This is a genomic window from Caballeronia udeis, assembly GCF_001544555.2.
Classification (GTDB): domain Bacteria; phylum Pseudomonadota; class Gammaproteobacteria; order Burkholderiales; family Burkholderiaceae; genus Caballeronia; species Caballeronia udeis.
The window spans coordinates 1-19788 of the sequence record NZ_FCOK02000046.1 but is presented as its reverse complement, the minus strand read 5'-3'; the positions used below and the strand labels follow the sequence as shown (position 1 = coordinate 19788).

At 55.6% G+C, this 19788-nt stretch carries 16 protein-coding genes; 2 read left to right on the top strand and 14 right to left on the bottom strand.

All coding sequences use genetic code 11. The features are described 5' to 3' along the window. Positions 1-1599 (top strand): GMC oxidoreductase, encoded by a 1599-nt coding sequence (locus AWB69_RS27575; protein WP_062090004.1) that lies wholly within the window; start codon positions 1-3, stop codon positions 1597-1599. Positions 1600-1655: 56 nt separating this feature from the next. Here the strand turns inward: AWB69_RS27575 and AWB69_RS27570 are convergent, their stop codons facing one another. From AWB69_RS27570 to AWB69_RS27545, 6 genes are all read right to left on the bottom strand, one after another. Continuing rightward, complete coding sequence (locus AWB69_RS27570; protein ID WP_231937250.1) at positions 1656-2738, bottom strand: LacI family DNA-binding transcriptional regulator; 1083 nt, start codon at positions 2736-2738, stop codon at positions 1656-1658. A 91-nt stretch (positions 2739-2829) separates the two neighbouring features. Further along, complete coding sequence (locus AWB69_RS27565; RefSeq protein ID WP_062090002.1) at positions 2830-3645, bottom strand: inositol monophosphatase family protein; 816 nt, start codon at positions 3643-3645, stop codon at positions 2830-2832. Positions 3646-3750: 105 nt separating this feature from the next. Beyond that, positions 3751-4842 (bottom strand): ABC transporter ATP-binding protein, encoded by a 1092-nt coding sequence (locus AWB69_RS27560; RefSeq protein ID WP_062090001.1) that lies wholly within the window; start codon positions 4840-4842, stop codon positions 3751-3753. Between the two features lie 2 nt (positions 4843-4844). Continuing rightward, complete coding sequence (locus AWB69_RS27555; RefSeq protein WP_062090000.1) at positions 4845-5735, bottom strand: carbohydrate ABC transporter permease; 891 nt, start codon at positions 5733-5735, stop codon at positions 4845-4847. A gap of 4 nt (positions 5736-5739) precedes the next feature. Then, entirely contained in the window at positions 5740-6699 is a 960-nt protein-coding gene (locus AWB69_RS27550; RefSeq protein WP_082913623.1) for a carbohydrate ABC transporter permease, read from the bottom strand. Positions 6700-6777: 78 nt separating this feature from the next. After that, positions 6778-8547: a thiamine pyrophosphate-binding protein gene (locus AWB69_RS27545; RefSeq protein ID WP_062089999.1), complete on the bottom strand. Its 1770-nt coding sequence runs from the start codon at positions 8545-8547 to the stop codon at positions 6778-6780. A gap of 355 nt (positions 8548-8902) precedes the next feature. Between AWB69_RS27545 and AWB69_RS27540 the strand changes: the two genes are divergently transcribed. After that, the gene (locus tag AWB69_RS27540) at positions 8903-9730 is read left to right on the top strand and encodes a helix-turn-helix domain-containing protein (protein ID WP_082913619.1); all 828 of its coding nucleotides are present in this window, start codon (positions 8903-8905) and stop codon (positions 9728-9730) included. 526 nt (positions 9731-10256) lie between these two features. Here the strand turns inward: AWB69_RS27540 and AWB69_RS27535 are convergent. The 8 genes from AWB69_RS27535 to AWB69_RS27500 form a co-directional block, all read right to left on the bottom strand. Beyond that, positions 10257-10847 (bottom strand): DUF1349 domain-containing protein, encoded by a 591-nt coding sequence (locus AWB69_RS27535; RefSeq protein WP_062089997.1) that lies wholly within the window; start codon positions 10845-10847, stop codon positions 10257-10259. 230 nt (positions 10848-11077) lie between these two features. Further along, complete coding sequence (locus tag AWB69_RS27530; protein ID WP_062090041.1) at positions 11078-12208, bottom strand: porin; 1131 nt, start codon at positions 12206-12208, stop codon at positions 11078-11080. 293 nt (positions 12209-12501) lie between these two features. After that, a complete protein-coding gene (locus AWB69_RS27525) occupies positions 12502-13293 on the bottom strand; it encodes an IclR family transcriptional regulator (RefSeq protein WP_062089996.1) in 792 nt (263 codons plus the stop codon). Positions 13294-13309: 16 nt separating this feature from the next. Next, entirely contained in the window at positions 13310-14971 is a 1662-nt protein-coding gene (locus tag AWB69_RS27520) for an ATP-binding cassette domain-containing protein (protein WP_075643999.1), read from the bottom strand. Further along, the gene (locus AWB69_RS27515) at positions 14964-15800 is read right to left on the bottom strand and encodes an ABC transporter permease (protein WP_062089995.1); all 837 of its coding nucleotides are present in this window, start codon (positions 15798-15800) and stop codon (positions 14964-14966) included. The genes AWB69_RS27520 and AWB69_RS27515 overlap by 8 nt, the downstream gene beginning before the upstream one ends. A 26-nt stretch (positions 15801-15826) precedes the next feature. After that, the gene (locus AWB69_RS27510; protein ID WP_082913618.1) at positions 15827-16849 is read right to left on the bottom strand and encodes an ABC transporter permease; all 1023 of its coding nucleotides are present in this window, start codon (positions 16847-16849) and stop codon (positions 15827-15829) included. Then, on the bottom strand, positions 16849-18432 hold the full coding sequence (locus tag AWB69_RS27505; protein ID WP_197500336.1) for an ABC transporter substrate-binding protein: 1584 nt from the start codon (positions 18430-18432) through the stop codon (positions 16849-16851). The genes AWB69_RS27510 and AWB69_RS27505 overlap by 1 nt, the downstream gene beginning before the upstream one ends. A 67-nt stretch (positions 18433-18499) precedes the next feature. After that, on the bottom strand, positions 18500-19387 hold the full coding sequence (locus AWB69_RS27500; RefSeq protein ID WP_062089994.1) for a dihydrodipicolinate synthase family protein: 888 nt from the start codon (positions 19385-19387) through the stop codon (positions 18500-18502). Between the last annotated feature and the right edge of the window lie 401 nt (positions 19388-19788).

Sequence of the window (19788 nt, the reverse complement as noted above, 5' to 3'; positions counted from 1 at the left end):
ATGAGCGATGCAACGATCGTTCATCGTGCAGCGTCCGACCTGGATGCCTTCGCGCCGGTTCCCCGGCGCGAAGTGCAAACGGTCATTCCCGGCGACGATGGCACTGTGACCTGCGATGTGGTCATTATTGGATCGGGCATGGGCGGGTCGACCTTCGCCCATAGTCTCGCCGGGCGCAACCTTGACGTGCTGGTTGTCGAGCGGGGAGACTTCCTGCCTCGTGAGATTCAGAACTGGACGACCGAATCCGTGTTTGGTGAAGGTCGCTACCGCAACGCCGAGCATTGGATCGACGATAACGGCAAGCCGTTCTCGCCGGGTGTTTTTTACTATGTCGGCGGCAATACGAAAGTCTTCGGCGCCATGCTGCCGCGCTTCCGAGAAGCCGATTTCGGCAACCTCAAGCACAGGGAGGGTGTATCTCCCGCCTGGCCCATTACCTATGCCGACATGGAGCCTCACTACGCCGCGGCCGAGCGCCTCTATAAGGTCCATGGTCAACGAGGCAGCGATCCGACTGAGCCATGGCGCTCGGGCGAGTATCCCTTTCCCCCGCTGCAACATGACCCGGCGCTGCACAAGCTGCACGCGGCAATGCGAGCTCAGGGTCTTCAGCCTTTTGCGATGCCTGCTGCGGTCGACTACGGTGAAGGTCGTCCGTGCGTGCTGTGCTCGACATGCGATGGCTACCCATGCCTGGTGGATGCCAAGGCAGACGCTGAGGTATCGGCTCTACGTCCGACGGTTAGCAATGGCCGTGCTCGATTGATGGTTCAGACCAAGATCGACCGCCTCGTCATGTCGCCCGATGGCAGCCGGATCGAGGAAGCGCACGGCACCAGAAATGGCTTACCCGTTCGTATCAGGGCAAACAAATTCGTACTCGCTTGCGGCGCGGTGAATTCCTCAGCACTGCTCTTGCGGTCCGCGGATAAGAATCACGCTGAAGGAATAGGAAACAGCTCCGGACTTCTTGGCCGCAACTATATGGTCCACAACAGTACGTTCATGATCGCAGTGGACCCGCGGCGTTTCAACAAGGTCTTCTTCCAGAAGACTCTGGCCCTCAACGATTGGTATCTCCAGTCCAGGTGGAACGACTTCCCGCTTGGCAACGTTCAGATGCTTGGAAAGATTCGCGAGCCGATGGTGACCGGTATGTATCCATGGCTGCCCAAAGCTGTCTCACGTTACGTCACTGACCATAGCGTGGACTTGTATCTGACAAGCGAGGATCTGCCCGATCCCGAAAACCGCGTGACCTTCAACGCGCAGCAGGGCCGTATTCAAGTCCGCTGGCGCCCCAATAATCTGCGAGCACACGAGGAGTTGGTGAGAAAAACTGTGAGCATGATGCGCAAGGCGGGATACCCTTTTGTCTTTACAAAACGCATGGGAATTGCGACGAATTCGCATCAATGCGGCACGGCACTGATGGGCAAGGATTCGGCGAGGAGTGTGCTGGACACGAATTGCAAGCTGCACGATATCGACAACGCATGGATTGTCGACAGCTCATGGTTCCCTTCGTCCGCCGCAGTCAACCCGGCTTTGACGATCGCCGCGAATGCTATCCGCGTCGCTCAGGCGTTTGACTGACCAAGGGATGGTAGCAGTCCATCGTGGGCCCGAGTCAGGGGTCCTTCCGCTTACCTTCAGGCACGTTTGCGACGCCGCGATTTCGTGGTGGAGCGAACGACCAGTTCGGTGGGCAATATGATCCTGGTTGCGGCGGACTTTTTCGATGGACCATCGCTCAACAGTTCGTTGAGCAAGCGGGCGGCGTGTCTACCCTTTTCAACGAGCGGTTGCCGTATGGTGGTCAATCCGGCACCCTCCGCGTCAGGAATGTCGTCAAATCCAATGATAGAAAGCTGGTCCGGAACAATGACGCCGTGCTCCCCCGCTGTCTTCAATATGGACAGGGCCATCACGTCAGAGGTGGCAGCCACGGCGCTCAGACCTTTGCAACTCAGGATCTGTTCAGCCGCCCAATAGCCGGAAGCGTAGTCAAATCCTCCGGCCTCCACGATCACCAAATCCTCGAAGGTCAGGCCCGCGGCCTGTGCCGCGACCAGATACCCTTCCAGCCGGGCTCTAACCACGTTTTCAGTTGACTGCCGGAAACGTTCAGGCGAGACCCACCCTCTCGAACCATCGGGCCGCAGGCGGTCGGCAATGATGCCAATTTTCGTGTGCCCGAGGTCGAGCAAATGCTTCATCTGAGTGATGCCAGAGCCGAAGTCGTCAATTCCCACAAAAGGCACACCCTCGATGATCGGCGCATCGACCACGACGAAAGGAATGTTCTGCTTCCGGGCCATGGCGATCACCGGGTAATCATCCGGCAGGCTATAAACAATTAAACCATCGACAAAACCACGCACTGCCAAGCTGACAATGTCCGGTTCGGCAGCGTGGTTTGCCAGGTCCTTCTGCAATGGGAAGAGCGCAAGCGCAACATTTGCCAACTCGCCGATCTCTCCTATGCCCCGCAAAAGCCCGGTAGTCGACGGATCCACAAAGGCATAGGGAAGCTCGTCCATGATCATGAGACCGATCGCACCAACCCGGCCGGAACGCAAACTCCCGCCTCGAACGCTAGGTCCGGGATAGCCGAGCTTTCTTGCGGTCTTCAGGATGTGCTCACGTTGCGCCTCCGATATTTCCGACGGCTTGTTATAAGCGTACGACACCGCGGGCTGAGATACACCTGCCGCGAGTGCTACATCCTTCATTGAAACTGTTCTTTTCATTTGCGAAGAGGCGTCCAGTCCTTGTACGACCAATCAAGGGATTGTACAGGTAGCCCCACCCAAGCCTCAATCGTCAATCGTCAGCCGCGACCAGGAGCATTCGAAGTGCCTGATGATGCAAGGCAGGGGTCGAGGAAGCAACAACATCACCGGCTGAGTGCTCGGTCAATTCCTCACCCTGCCAGTCGGTCATGATGCCACCGGCATTTTCGATGATCGGCACAATGGGAAGAAAATCATGTGGCGCCAGCCCACACTCCACGACGAGATCGCATCGACCCGTCGCAAGCGCTGCATAGTTGAAGCAGTCGCCGCCGTATCGATGGACGGCTATCGCCTTGACCAGGCGCCGGAATCCCTGGCCCTGGCGCGGCGTGAACTTGTCGGGAGTGGTCGTGCACAGTCGAACAGCTGCGAGCGCCGAGCAAGCGCTCGTTCCCAGCCTCTCTTCAACGGGTCCCGTGCGCCGCCCGCCCGGCGCGAAGAAGCGCCGGCCTAACGCCGGCATCTCGATCGCCCCCAGCCAGGGCCGGCCATCATGCAGGACTCCGATCAATGTTCCCCACAGGGGGCTTCCGGTCACAAAAGCCCTTGTTCCGTCGAGTGGATCGATCACCCATTTCCTGTCGGAAAAGTGATTCGGTGCTCCCTCCCATATGCCGAACTCTTCGCCGATGATGCTATCGTCGGGATGTCTCGACTGGATAGTGGCACGCAGCGCCAGTTCTATCTGCCGGTCGAGTTCGGTCACCGGTGACTCGTCCTCCTTTCGCGCAATCTGGAACAACCGGTCCGGATGCGCCGAACCAAGTTTGCGGGCTTGATCGCACAACTGACGAATCGTTTGCCGATAGTACTTCGCTTCCTGATCGCTGATCAACGCCTGCATTGAACGGGGCTCCTGGCCAAGTCAAAGCTTATCGACGAGCCGTGCACGATGAACACGACGGCTCATCTCCTCTCATGCTTCACGCAATCGCCTGCCTGACCCGAATCAAGACACGCGCTCTTCCGTCACCGCGTCAAATATCAGAACCTTGCCGGGATTCACGGTCAACTTGACAACCTCACCCACTTTGCCGACCCCGGGTGCGAATCGGGTCATGATGGGTTCGCCATACGCGGCGACCAGCACGAAATTGTCCGCCCCGGTTGGTTCGACCACGTCAACGGTCGCCGTGAAGCCCGCATCGCCGGCACTCAGAGCAAACCACTCAGGGCGAACACCCAGCGTCATTTCGCGTCCAATATAACGCTCCTGCGCCGGGGACAATTGACCCAGCGAAATTTCGAGCGGATGCGCCTTGTCCGGCCCCCCCACAAAAACCACGCCGGACGGCCTGCTGCGAAGCATGCCCTTCATGCAGTTCATTGCGGGAGACCCGATGAACCGGGCGATGAACAGGTTATTGGGCCGGTCATAGACGTCTTCCGGTGTCCCGATCTGCTGAACCTCTCCCCCCTTCATGACGACGATCTTGGTGGCGAGCGTCATAGCCTCGATCTGGTCATGCGTCACATAGACGGTGGTCGTAGCCACGCGCTGATGCAACTTCTTGATTTCCGCGCGCATGTCGGTACGGAGTTTTGCATCCAGATTCGACAAGGGCTCGTCGAAGAGAAAAATCTTCGGTTCGCGAACCATTGCCCGTCCCATTGCGACGCGCTGTCGCTGACCGCCAGAGAGCTGGCTAGGCTTTCGGTCAAGCAACTGATCGAGCTGGAGAATGGACGCAACCCGTTGAACCGCAGCCTGCTGCTCACGTTTGCTCGCGCCGCGTACGCGCATGCCGAACGTCAGGTTTTTGCGGACTGTCATGGTCGGGTAAAGCGCGTAAGACTGGAACACCATGGCAATATCGCGACGGGCGGACTCGATGTCGTTCACGATTGTTCCGTCGATGATGATCTCGCCCTCAGAGACAGGTTCGAGACCCGCGATCGCGTTAAGCAGCGTCGATTTTCCGCAACCCGACGGCCCGAGTAAAACGAGAAATTCGCCATCATCGACGTCTATGTTGATCGACTTCAGACAAGCGACACTGCCATAGTTCTTCCGAACGTCCCGGATATGCAAAGAAGCCATCATTACCCCTTGACTGCACCGGCCATGAGGCCGCGCACAAAATATTTACCGGCAAAAACGTAGATCACCAACGTGGGAAGCGCCGCCAACAAAGCTGCGGCCATGTGTACGTCATAGGGACGTTCGCCTGCGCTTGCGCTAACCATGTTATTCAGCGCAACCATGATTGGCGTGTTCTGACCGCTCGTGAATGAAACGCCGAACAGGAAGTCGTTCCAGATTCCGGTGAACTGCCAGATCACCGTGACCACGATCATGGGCACTGAAAGCGGCAGGATGATATGCCAGAAGGTCGTCCAGAATCCGGCTCCATCGACTCTGGCGGCCTTGACCAGATCCTGTGGCACAGTCATGAAATAGTTGCGGAAAAACATGGTGGTAAAGGGCAGTCCATAGACCGTGTGCGCGAGAATAAGACCACCAATATTTCCGGACAGCCCCAACACGCCAAGCGTCTTTGCAAGCGGAATCAGCACCGCCTGATAGGGAGTGAAACTTCCGAACAGGATGACCCCGTACACAACTCGCGATCCCTTGAAGTTGAACTTGGTCAACGCATACCCGTTGAGCGCTCCGAACAGGGTCGAAAGCATCACGGCGGGAACCACCATCAACACGGTATTGAAATAGAAGCCTTGCAGCCCGACGCAGTCAATGCCCACGCAAGCATGGGCCCAGGCGTCCACCCACGGCTGGATCGTGGGTCTTAGGGGTACCGAGAGAATCGACGTCGAGCGGATTTCCGCCATGTCCTTGAGCGATGCGAATAGCATGACGATCAAAGGCATGATAAAGAAGCCGGCGAAAGCAATCAGCACCACGTAAAGGACTATTCGGCTGATCGTTTTGGAAATCGCTCGCCGGCGATTCCTGGGCCGTGCCGGATGGCGCACGGGATTAGAGGCTATCGTGGTGCTCACGCTTAAACTCCGAGTAAAGATACGGGACAATAATGACGATCACGACCAGCAGAATCATCACGGAACTTGCAGCGCCCTGCGCCAGCTGCCCACGACTGAACGTGAGGTTGTACATGAAGGTCGTCGGCAGGTCGCTCGAGAAGCCCGGACCGCCGTTAGTCAGTGCAACCACGAGGTCGAACGATCGCACAGCCTGATAGATAAGAATCACGATGACGCTGAACACCGACGACCTGAGCATTGGAATGATGATGGTCAAGTAGATGCGGGTGGTGCCTGCCCCTTCCATCTGGGCCGCCTTCACAATATCTGCATCGACCCCTCGAAGGCCCGCCAGGAAGATCGCCATGACGAAGCCAGCCGTTTGCCATACCGCGGCAATGACCAGCGTGTAGACCGACATCTTGGGATCGATAAGCCAGTTGACGTGCACACTGGTCCATCCGATCTCATGAAACAGCATCTCAAGCCCCAGTCCGGGGTTCAGGATCCACTTCCATGCCGTGCCGGTCACGATGAGCGACACGGCCATGGGGTAGAGGTAAATCATCCGAAGCGTCCCTTCGGCCCGGACCTTCTGGTCCAGGAAAATGGCAAGAAGGAGTCCGATAACGAGAGAGATCAGCATGAACGCTACGGAGAACAGGCCAAGGTTCACGACCGCCACGTTCCAGCGATCGGAATTCCATAGGCGTGCGTATTGCGCCAAGCCAACGAAATCATAGTTCGGAGCGAACTTCGAATTTGTAAACGATATAAGCACCGACCAACCGATGAAGACGTAAACCGCGATCGTCAGTACGATGACACTCGGCGTCAAGGTGATAACGGCCGGATTCAAATATCGTTTGCGGCGAGGTCTCTGCGACTTTGTGCTGCCTGCTCCATCTCTAGATTTCAGAGATACGTTCAGCCCGCGACTCGTATCTACTTCCATGAACTTGCCTCTGTAAATTTGCTTGACCAAAAAGTGTCCTGGCAGCCAAGGTCAATCGACCGCTGAGACTTGACGCGCTTACTCAACAAAACTTCTCTCGGGCCGACAGGTCGAGGCTTGTCCTCCCTCGTAGCCGAAACCATCCCAGCACTCCGTGAGCGATGCCGTGTCTTCACGTTCGGTCAGGACCTCCACCAGTGCCGGTCCTCCGCTGGACAGCGCCCGGCTCAACGCGCTCTCCAGTTGCGACTCATACTCGACCCGCCATGCCTCAAGTCCGAAACTGCGGGCAATGTCGGAGAAATTCGGGGAATACGGCCTTCCATTAGGCAAGTTGAACTCCGAACCAACGTGTCGCCCCAATAGCTTCTGCTGCAGGAAGCGGGTCGACATGTGCCCGCAGTTGTTCAGAACCACGAATACCAGTGGCAGGCTGTGCATGACGCAGACAGCCATTTCGGGTATGGACTGAAGGAAATCGCCATCCCCGACAATGCACACGACGTCCCTCGCGGGCACAGCCAGCTTTGCGCCAATCGCTGCTGGAACGGCCCAACCAGTCACGGGCGAATTCGCACAGGTAAGCTGGGTACGCGGCGCGTAAGCGCGAAAAACCTGCTGGACAGCAATCAGTGCCGTTCCGGGACCCGCAACAATCAACCCATCCCGCGACATGAGTTCCTGAAGCTTGGCGATGGGTCTTTGAGCGGGAAAGGGCGTCTTAAGCAGGCCGGACCTGTCCTCGACCATCCGCAACCATCGCGCTTTCAACTGTTGCACCACTGCGAGCCAGCTCGCATGCTGTGCCAGTGCGCGCCGCGATCGATACGTAGATATTGACTGCGCGATGCCGGAGAGCGAGCGGGATAGATCCGCGCTAATGCACAGACGGGGTTGTTTTCCTGAGACGGACCCGGGCGAGAACGTGATCAGTTTTTGTGCATCCGTGCTTGTTTTCGAGCCCGATGAATTCTGGATTGCCGCCCAATCGCTATCTGTGCAGCCTGCAACGAGAACGAGGTCTGCGCGCGCCAGGATTGCATTGCCCACGCCGGTGCCAAACCTCCCGGCTGAAAGTCCACTGAGGGGATGATCTTCAGCAATCACACCCTTGGCGCTGGCCGTGGTAACCACTGCAGCGCCCGCCTTCGAAGCAAGCTTGACGAGGATTTCACTTGCGTTCGACGTCACGGCGCCGATGCCGACGAACAAGACCGGTCGCACGGAAGCTCCCAGCAGCGCCGCAGCCTGTTCGATGAGGCTCTCGTCCGCATCCGGGAGGTCGGGCGTCCCTACGCTCTGGAGCAGCGAAACATCAACGTCTATCTGTTCAACCTGAACTTCAAGTGACACATCGAGCTGTACAGGGCTCGGCTGGCTAGCCAGTAAATCGCCCAACGCCAATGGCAGAACGCCAAGCAGGTCTCTCGCGTTACGCGGGTTCCAACGCTTGGGAGCGGTACCAAACGCGTTCATTCCGATTTGCGTGTTCGAGGCCTTGCGCGGCGTGATTCTTTTTGGAGAATACTTGCCCGCAGCGGCATAACCACGGAGCAATAGTGCAGCACTGGAATGCTCGGTCATTGAACCAACGTCACTTGCAATCGCAAGATCGTTGCCGCTAACACCACCGACAACTGCCATTGGGCGGCCGCACGCCCGATGAAAGCCGTCGGCAAGATGTACGGCACTCTTCGACTGCATGACCTGGATGAAAGGAATATCCCTTCCCGCGTCGAGCAGCGCATCCAGCAAAGGAAGACAGTCCCGCCCTGGTACACCAGCAACGTACTGGACGCCGTGCATTTTCATCGCCTGTGCAATGGCCTGTGCGCCGGTCAACTTCAATCTCGTCTCCTTTTTGTCAAGCAGCTGCCGGACGGATCGCCTGGTTAAGCATCCCGTTCAGAGGGGACGATTATTTGCCGCTAAAAAAGCACACTCAATTTCGCAGGACACTCAAATTAGACGCACTGTGACGCACAGGAAGCAGTACACTGAATCAGTCGATAGCCCCTTGGCGAGCGGCATCCTGATAGCAGCCCCACGCGGTTTTGGCGACGTGTTTCGGTATGATTTTTACTAGTTGGCATTCGGGCGCGCGCGCGATACCATCCGCCGATCCGTAGCATCGTCAGTTAGGCATGCCCAACTATTTCCCTGAACAATTGGGCTCAGCCCGAAGTCCTCCCCAGACAAAGACATGGATCGCCAGCAAGACGTCGCCCATCTCGCCACTAACCTTTCGCTATTGGTGGCCTCCTTCGACTCGGTCGCGGACTTCTGCCGCAAGCTGAACGTAAATCGTCAACAATTCAACAAGTACCTTGCCGGCTACCACGTCCCTTCGCAGAAAGTGCTTATCAAGATTGCCAAGTTTTTCCTCATGGAGCCGGCAGATCTATTTCGCGCACCCGCGGAGTTTCGTAGCTTCTACGAAGGACTCGAATACGAGTTACCCATTGATCTGAAGTCAGCGCCGCAATTTCTTCACTTTCTTCCGCTCATCAAGTCTTCAGTCGGGCCGCTGCGTGACTTTCTCGGTGTCTACTATCGTTACCACAATTCGTCGATCTATAAGGGGCGCATCCTTAGGTCAGTGACTTGCATATACGAGCACGACTCCGTCATTCGATACGTCACGGTGGAACGCTTTCCGTTACAGGAAAGCACTCACAAGGTGGGGTATTCCTTCACGTATCACGGCTTTTGCTTTTTGCTGGGCGATCGAATTTTCATGATTGATTTTGAAGGTCGGCAACGCAACGAGATGACATTCTCCGTGCTCACGCCCCAACATCGACGCCCGATCCGTTTCCTCTATGGAGTCGTCACTGGTGTGGCCTCTTCATCCTTTCGTCAGCCATTTTCAACACGTTTGGCTCTATGCTTCGCTGACCGTGGCTCCATCCGGAAAAAACACCTTCGGGAAGCGACGGTCCTCCTTCCAAGCGACCAGTCCCTTCCGCTTGAGATACGGGAATACATGACCGGGGACCAGTCCACAATGGTGTGGGGTGGCGAGGGTTGATGCAGGCGCACGCAGAGAATCCCTTCCGGTGTCACGTGAGCCAGCCCTACCTTCCGCAGCCAGCGAATCGGCACCTCTTGGATCAGACGCCGTTGGGTCGACGTTAAGCCTGCAAGCAAATGACAGATTGGACATTTCATATATAAAGGGGGGAGTCGTTATGTTCGGAACTCTTAACACTGACGCCTCCCTGGTCGTCTACCTCCTTAAATCGCTACCACCTGCAATCGAATATGTTGTTGCCTGCGTAGCGCTCTTTCTCTTCGTGACAATCCTCGGGTGGCTGCTCACCTTTCCCAAGGTAGAGGCTGATGATCACCAATGAGCGAAGTTCAGCGGGTTTTGTTGTGTAAGACGTGCAGAGAAAATTCTCTCGCTATGCGAAGCAGTGCTTAGATTGCCAAGGGCTGTCGCCTCGCTGGATTGGAGTTCTGGATGGACAGGACTACCTCGAACGGCGACGACGCACCACATATTAATAGAGTAGCTCGGCGTCATGTCAGTGCTCACGTCTTGCAGAACCTGATCAAGTTCCGTTTCGGAGGTTCTCTAGTGGCGCAGTCGAATATCGGATGTCCGAAAATCTCGCCATAGATCCGTCGCCTGTTGGTGACTGCACTCCGAACCCCACTTCAACAGGACGCGAACCCAGATCAGGAATGGCAAACCATCTCAGGAATCGCCAATATTTCCCGTCCTCGGAAAAGTGAAAAGCCAAGGCCTGGCCGTCGCAATAAACACGCAGCCAGACATGGTCGCCGTTATGGATAGGGCCATCACTATCGTCGGATGTTGTGCGGGTGACTACACTGACAATCGTCGGCCTGCAGTTGGCAGAATATTCGAACGCCAGTTTCGCCCAGGTATCGACGCCTGTTCTGATGAAAAGCGCACCCGCATCATAAGGCGAAGAGAAATCCACAGAGACTCGGGCCGACAACGAGAAGATAGGATCAGCCACTTTCGTCGATGCCGCGATCACATTTTCCATCCGAGTCGTACCGACTGGGCTGAAAAACCAATCCGTCTTCGAATTTGCCCGAAGAGACACGGTGTCCTCCGTAATCTTTGCATCTCCATTTTCATTACCACAGGCGATCAAATCGTTCAGTCGCATTCAATATCTCCAAGTATTCTATCGATAATTTTTCAGATAGCGCCTGCTACTGACAGACGCCGAGACAACGTGAATGAGAGTCAAAGCCTAAAGCGAGGCACTGATTCCGCCACCCGTCAGTGGGTCGATGCATCGCATTCACTTCCTCATTTCCGCACAATAAGCTCGCTTGACCGTAGTCGTATCAACTTCCCCTTCCCGATTACAGCCAGCGGTCACATGACGCACGCTCAGAAACGATGACGCATGCCGGCGAACGTAAGGAGTTGCGATCGCGCTCCCGAGTCCACGTCGAACGAGCCGACTACGGCCTCTGCCGGGCCCTGTCCGTTGTTACCACTTGCATGGGTATAGCCGCCTCCAAGATATACATCTGTGCGTTTGGTCAATATATAGTCGATCCCCAGATTTGCTTGATGATAGGTTGCCGAAGAATTACCACCAGATCTGGTGTAGTTGTACCCGCCAACCACCTGGAAGTTCGGAGTACTCATCCAATTCAAAAATACCGACCCGTTTTGAAAATGCTCCGATCCACGAAACGCAGAGGCCGCGTCCGACGAATATTGGGTGTAAGAATATGCGCCACCAGCCGTGATTGAGCCAGCAACATATTGCGCGCCTACGCGAGTAATATTGATTCCGCTAGCACTCGCATACGCGAGATTGACCGAACTGTTAAAGAAGCTATCTGCAGTTGTCGTGCCTCGAGTCGCAGTCCTGGCATTCCCGTTATCGACATGGAGGAAGCCGGCAGCAGCGGTTAATGAGCCCGCGTTGAAGCTAGCCCCCGCTGACCACGTTTGTCCAGATGCAACTGAACCCGCTACCCCGCCAAGAGCATACATGGCCTCAAGCGTTGCGCCCGACCAGTTCGGACTTGTCCATTTCACCGCGTTATCGAAACGGGCGCTATCGTCATAGTTGTCGATATCCCCAGGCGGCGCAAAGACACCGCTATAGTTGTCCGCCGTAATGGGCTGTACCACATCGGTGACTGGATCATACTGCCGCCCCAACGACAACGTTCCATATTGCTTGCTCGCAAGACCGACGATCGCCAGGCGCCCGAACAAACGGTTATTGTTGGCCGGCTGGCCTGAGTTAATGTCGAAACCGCTTTCGAGCCGGAAAATGGCAGCCAGACCTCCACCGAGATCCTCAGACCCTTTTATGCCCCATCGATCTCCGGACAAATTACCCGCCGACATTTTCCATTGAGAGCTTTGACCGCCGCTGTTGTGAATGTATGAGATCCCGTCATCCACGACCCCGTAGAGCGTTACCGAATTTTGAGCATGTGCCGCCGTGAACGGAAGCACCGAGCATACCGCGGCAAGCAACGCACTGAAGCGTTTCATATACACCCCCTTCATACCGTTAATGGAAAATACCTATTCACCGCTTCATTCAACATACTTTGTAGTATTCCTAAGCTTAAACCTTATTCGCCTATCTTCATCTACCTACCTTGCGTAGATCGCGCAATAGTCAGTATTCGATGCCTCTGATACTTGATCGGTTCGTGGTCGCTATGCCGACTTTATTTAGGATGCCAAACATAAATAGGAGCACGACAGGTTATTGTCATCTGACATAACCCACCTTCGTCGATCAGAACCCGAACTGACCTGACAACGTAATCTTCCCGAGCTTAGTCATTGTCCGACGCATGAAATCCCAATGCTTGTGAAATAGCTAACGCGGCACTCGATACAATTTCCCCGGTTGCCGGCACTCTTTCCGACGTAAGTCTGGAGATGGGCCCACTGACGCTGATCGCGCCGATTGGCCGTCCGGATGCATCGAGCACGGCCGCACCAATACAACGGCCACCGATCGTGGACTCCTCGTCATCGACCGCGAACCCTCTTTCTCTGATGACGGGCAATTCTGCAAGCAGGTCGTCTGGAGTCTGCAAGGTGTTTGCCGTGAATCGAACGAGTATCTCCTCAGGCAAGAGTTTTCTGACCTCTGATGGCGTCAGCCAGGCAAGTATCGCCTTGCCCAGCGAACTCGCGTGCCACGGATTCTGGCCCCCAACCGTTGCACCTTGCTTGAGGACTTGCGTCGCTTCGATGCAGTCGACTACCACGACCTCACCGTTAATCCACAGAGCAAGGCTGACGGTCTCATTGTATTGCGCATGAAGCAATTCAAGCTGCGGCCGAGCGACGACGCGAACATCCCGGCGATGTAATGCTTTCCTGCCAAGGATGTACAGACCGATGCCGAGAACGTAGCGACCGCCCTCGAGCTTCTCGACGTAACCGTGACCAACCAGGCTAGCAAGGTAACGCGATGATGTTGGCTGCCCTAACCCCACTTCTTTCGCTATCATGGAGAGCGTCAGTGGCGATTCTGATCGTTCCAGCGCTTTAAGAATTGCGACAGCGCGGTCGACGGCATCAAAGCCCGTGGTTGTCGTAAATTGAGTCTCTTTCATTTCTGCTTGAATGTCCTTAGTCCCGATATGTGTCGCCGGCAATCATGGCAGGCATGTCTTTTGAACACGGCTCCATTCTATCCATTCTCGGCGCGGCCGCCAGCAGCATGCTCGAATACGCGTCTTGCGGAGCGCACAGAACACGATGAGTGTTACCGGATTCAACGATGTTTCCATCCTTCATGATCAACACCGTCTGAGCTATTTCGGACACCAATGGCAGATTGTGTGTAATGAAGAGCATCGCAAGCCCTTCCTCTTTGAGTTTGCGCAAGAGGTCGACAATCGCGGACTGAACTGAGACATCCAGCGCCGAGGTAATTTCATCGCAAACCAACAACCGCGGCTTCATCGCTAGCGCTCGAGCGATCGCAACCCGTTGACGCTCGCCTCCTGAAAGATCCGATGGGTAAAGCTTAAGTGCACGTCTAGGAAGCCGGACCTTGTCGAGCAACCGGCACGTTTCCGCAGAGATCTGGTCGGTTGAGGTCGCCCCTGATAAGCGGAGAACACGACCGATTGCCTGTGCAACTGACTCCCTTGGATTGAGCGAGCGATCAGGGTTCTGAAAAACGGTCTGGAGTGCAGCCAAATCTTTACGTGAACGCCGCTCGATGCCAAACGCCAACTCTCGCCCTTCGAAGGTCATCCGTCCGCTTGCCGAACTGTTTAGCCCCGCAATACAGCGCCCGGTAGTGGTCTTGCCGCTACCGCTACCGCCGACCAATGCCACGCATTCACCCTTGGCGATCGAGAAGGAAATCCCATGGACGGCCTCGAACCGCCCGTGAAATATTTTCAGATCCTGTACGTCGAGTACCGGCGCTTCGGAGACGGACCGTTTGCTTCCTTCAGCTACAAAGCTCTCCGGGCGCTCGATGAGCGGTTCGTCCATTGGTGGCAGCATAGGCATGGACGCGAGCAGCATGCGCGTGTATTCGTGTCGTGGCGCTGTGAAAACCTGTTTTCGTTCACCCAATTCTACGATCCTGCCAGCGTGCATTACCGCGACCCGGTGTGCTACGACGTTCACGACAGCGAGATCGTGAGTAACATAAACGAAGCTCGACTTGCTGTTAAGAACGAGCCGGGAGATCAGGCTAAGGATGGTCTGTTGGGTCGACACGTCCAAGCCGGTTGTCGGCTCATCCATCACTATAACCTTTGGATTACTGATGAACGCCATACCGATCGCGACGCGCTGAAGCTGCCCGCCGCTCAGCTCGAACGGGTATTTCCGGAGAAAGCTTTCATCCGACGGAAGATCTACCCGGCGAAGCGCGTCCTTCACAAGCGCTTGGATCTCATCTGCTCCGTAACCGTGTGCGACAAGCAACTCAGCCATCTGCTTGCCAATCCTCATGCGAGGACTGAAGCTTGAAGTGGGATTTTGCGGTACAAGAGAAACAACTCGCCCCCGGTAGTTGCGCAATTCCGGAGCTGAAAATTTCAAAATGTCCTGTCCATCTATCAAAATCCGGCCTGATGAAATATACATACCAGGCCTTGCAAAGCCAAGAATACTGAGTGCCACTGAGGTTTTCCCGGATCCTGACTCTCCGATCAGGGCCAGCACTTCGCCGCTTTTGACCTCGATCGAAACGTCGCCAACAACTTCGCGTCCTTTGACATCGTGCATTGCCAGCGATTGCACCACCAACGGAGCGGAATTAGCCATGAGCATGCCTCTGCGAGCGGCCAACTGATCGTGCGAAGTTGTCAGCCAAAACGTTTACTGCGACGGAGAATACGGCTATTGCCAACGCTGGTCCGGCGGCGAGCCATGGCGAAATCGTAATGCCAACCCGGTTCTCACTGATCATCATGCCCCAATCAGCAGCCGGTGGCGGCAAACCGAGCCCCAGATAGCTCAACGAGGCATAGAGAATGATGGAACCACACAAACGAACGCCAAAGTCAGCGAATACGGGTGGCAGAATGTTTGGGAGAATGTCCCGAAAGCAGATCGCTGCCCAACTTTCACCTCGGACAAAAGCCGCCTCAACATATTCATTCTGTGAAATGTCGATGGTAATCAAGCGAACGATCCGGAAGATACGTGGCACATGAAGGAATACGATGCCGAGGATGACGGTAGTCAGGCTCGGTCCGGTTGATGCAAGGAGAACCAGCAGGAAGATCGCAGGGGGTAGCGCATAGACGATATCCGATGCGGCAATCAATACGACGTCGAGCCGTCCGCGTCGTAATCCCGAGAAAATTCCCAGGGGTACACCAATGCAGTATGCGAGACTGGTGGCGACGATGGCGATTGTAAGCAGCGTCTGCCCACCGCAGAGGAACCGGCTGAATGCGTCTCGGCCTAGATAGTCGGTTCCCAGCCAGTGCTGAGCCGAGATCGGGCCGAATGGCAGGCCGGATATCTCGTCGTATGCGTAAGGGCTAGTGTACGGCCCCACGGCCGCTACCGCAATAATCGCTATCACGAACAGAAGTGATATTCTTGCCGACCAGGTCGCCAAGGTAAGGCGAATGACATTGGACATGCTTCAGACCTCTACGAGTCAGTGCGTCATGCGTTCTTCACACGCAGCTTCGGATTAAGGAGCAGGATTAGCGTTTCAGATATCAGATTGATCAGGACGTAGGTGGCCGTAATGATCATTGTGATTGCGAGCACCGTAGGCGTGTCCCGATTGGTAACCGCCCCCGCAAGCGCGCTACCGATTCCAGGCAGCTGGAACACGGCTTCGGTCACCACCACACCTCCGGCTAGCCAAGCCGCATTGAGTGCAACGGTCTGTATGGACGGGCTCACGACATTTGGGAACACGTGGAAGAGAATGATTCTCGTTCGGCTCAACCCTCTTAATTCAGCCATATAGATATACTCGGCCGACAGAACTTCGATCGTTACCGCACGAACCATACGTACCACTTGCGCGAGCGTGGTCGCAAGTAACGTCAGTATTGGCAGGACAAACAGGTTGGCTTGCGAGAACAAAGTTTCGTCACCATCCAGCAGCGAAACCGGTGGTAAGGCATTAATTAATACTGCGAACAATATGATTAAAATTGTACCGATCACAAATTCCGGGAGCGCGACCGCGACGATCGTCGGGACGGAGATGAGGAGATCGGGAGCCCTGTCTTTGTAGATCGCCGCCACGATCCCTAAAACAAACGAGAGCGGTATCAGTAAAGCAAGCGAAGCAATGGTCAGGAAGGCCGTATTCTTTACCTTGGACCGGATCATCTCAAGTACAGGGTGTCCTGAGGGAATTGATTTCCCGAAATTGCCCACGACCACTCCTGAAATCCAGCTCGCGTATTGAGAGACGGCCGGGCGATCAAGGCCGAATTCCCGGCGCAACGACTGTACCGCCGTAGGGTCGGCCCTCGGGCCCAATGCGGCTCGAGCGGGGTCACCCGGAAGAAACAGGGTTGCGGCAAACACGACCGCAGACACAGCGAGCAAGGTCACTAGTGACAATCCAACGCGCCCTATCAATAGTCTAACTAACTGCGGATTCACTTTATGCTCCTCACAACGAATGCCGCCCCACGAGGCTTGTCCCCACGGCGCTCGATTCATCAGCTTTCAAAATAGGTGCCTTCGAAGCGGTAGTAACCGAGGTTGCGCTGGTTTGAAGGTTCGATGCCCTTCACCTTTGCGTGCTTCGCATCCAGCAGATCCCGGAAACCCCAGACGACGTAACTTCCCTGATTCCAGAGAATCTTTTGTGCTTCGACGAAATATTCTCTCCGCTTGGTGGGATCAAAGGTCGTCCTTGCCTGGGCGACCCATTTGTCGAAATCGTTGTTCGTCCAGTCCGGTTCGTTCCAGTAAGCACCTCGAGCATAGGCCTGACCGAACTGGGACTCGATCGTATGCTGACCCCAGTCTGAGCAGCAGACAGGCGTCTTCTTGAACTTTGGTCCCGCGTAGTAGCTGTCCGGGGGAACCACATCGAGTTTGATATTTACGCCGACTTTTTTCGCCTGATTTGCGATCAGTGTCGCCGAAGCCAACATGCCTGGGGCAGCATCCGAGGCGTAAAGCTCGACCACAAGGTTGTTGTCGAATCCGGCCTGTTTAAGAAGTGACCGTGCCTGATCCGGGTCATAAGGCCGCTGAGGTATCTCTGACGCGTAGTCAGGATCAGTGATGCAATGCAGATCGTTACCAATCTGCCCGTACCCCGCCAGAGCGTTGTCCACGAGCTGCTTCCGATCGATCATCAGCCGAAACGCCTGCCGGACCCGCACGTCGGCGAAAGGCTTCAGGTTCACCATCATGAACTGGTCAGTCGTTGCCCCGCTTTTCGATCTGATGAGCGCAAGCGCGGGGTTCGCTTGAACAATCCGCGCCAGGCTTCCGTCAATTTGGGCGACAACATCGACCTGTCCAGCGACAATGGCATTCAGCCGAGCGGTCGAATCATTGATCGCGATGAATTCAACCCCGTCGAGATAGGGCATCCCCGGCTTCCGATAGTTGTCGCTCCGCACCAGCGAAACACGTTCACCGCGGGTCCACCGGACAAACTTGAACGGACCTGTGCCAACAGGGCTCGTAAAGTCCTTCGTACCCTCCTTGATCAGAAACATGACTTTACTGCCAAGCACATCCGGCAGCAGCGAATAGGGCCGCTTCAAGGCGACTTCGATAGTCGACGCGTCAAGGCTGCGCACGCCGCTCGCATTCATGAGCGGCGCAAGATTGGTGTAGGCGTCAGCTTTATTGTTCGGATCAAGGATGTACTGTATGGAATATACGACGTCCTTCGCGGTGAACGGACTCCCGTCATGCCAGACAACCCCAGTCTTCAGCTTGATTTTCCAGACATCGCCGCTCTGATTGAAACTGAATTCTTCGGCGAGGCTGTTATATAGCTTTCCATTCTTGTCGAAGTCGGTCAATCGGTCAAAGATCGATTGTGCTACGGCGAAATCCATGTCTCCGGTCGAAATGAACGGATTCAGTGACGACTTGGCTCCCGCCGCTCCGAGCCCGACATGTAGCGTGCCCCCCCGCTTGGGTGCACTGGCGAAGGCACTCCCCATCCCTGCCGCTGTGATCAGAAGTCCCGAGCCAAGCGCCGCGCTCGTCTTCAGAAAGTCACGACGCCCCAAATGCGCCAACCCAGCCGTGTCGTCATTGACATCCAGTTCCATAACTTTCGTCCTTTTTGATAGGTATCGCCTGCGCCGTATTCGACGTCGAATGGCCCACCATTTAGTGTTACTTAAGAAGTCCCGCGTGCCTGATCGCCGCCTCAATGTTTCTTCGATCGTCGGGCGCAAGATTGCCGCTCGGTTTGCGCGGCTCGCCTACGCTTCTTCCGAGCAGGTTAATTGCGTATTTAACGCGGGCCGGGAAGTTGTCTGGCTTGATCATTTCCCGAGCCAGCGGAGCGATCTTCTCCGTCAACATCCGTCCCTGCAGGTAGTCACGGCGTTCATGTGCCGCGAAGATTTCCCGGTATTGGTGCGGGATAACGGTATTGATACCGGATATCGATGCATGAGCGCCAAACAGAAAGCTCGCAATATTGACGCAGTCAGCCCCTGCAGCGACAGCGACCTTGTCTCCGACAGTTTGAACAAGCTCTGAGACCGGCTCGAGCGCCACCTCTTTAAGACAAATGACGCCTGGCAAGTCTGCAATGCGCTTCATCACTGACGGCGGATTGAAAAAATGGTTGTAGTAAATGATTGGCAGACCGGTTGCACTCGCAACATCCGTAATGAAATTATCAAGGCCCTCGGCCGACGGCGTCGTATAGATCGGAGGTCCGAGCATCAGTGCACACGCGCCAGCCTCTTTCGCCAGCAGGCCACGACGGATTGCATCGCGCGTTGTGGTGGTAATTACGCCCGCAATTATGCGAAGGCTGCTTTGCGATGTCGCCACGCCAATGAGCGTTGCCAATTCGTCGGGCGAGAGCTCATCACCAGAGCCCGTGCTGCCTCCGACCACTGCGAGCGAGATACCGACGCTGCTCATGAACTTGAGCTCATTGATGAATAGATCCAGGGCCAAGTCTCCGCCAAGAGTGAAGGTTGAGACAAGAGGTGGAATGATGCCCCGTATTTCTTCTTTCTTGAGCGCGCTGTTTGAAGCAACCATTTTTAATACTCCTTTCATTCAGTGAAAGTGACATTTGCGGAATGAAATAATAGACAGCTAAAAATTAGTTGTCAACCGATCCAAAGCGGTTAGAGTCGACCTATGGTTCGCACTAGTGGCCTGGCGAATATTTGCGTACGCGGTATCGAGTGGGACTCTCGTAGACCACAATGAAGTTGTCACCGATTCGAGAGTGAACCAAACCGTGGGAGGCTATTTCCGTCGACTTGACCGCCGTCATAGACGACGAGACGACGCCTTACCCGACGGGATACGGCGCTTGGAATCTGCGAGGGTTCTAACAAAAAAAGCCCGGCGAGCCCGCCGGCACCCTCGCTATATCAGCTACGCTGGCGACGTTGCCAACCGATCGGAGTTGCTATGCGACTGATCATCGAGGC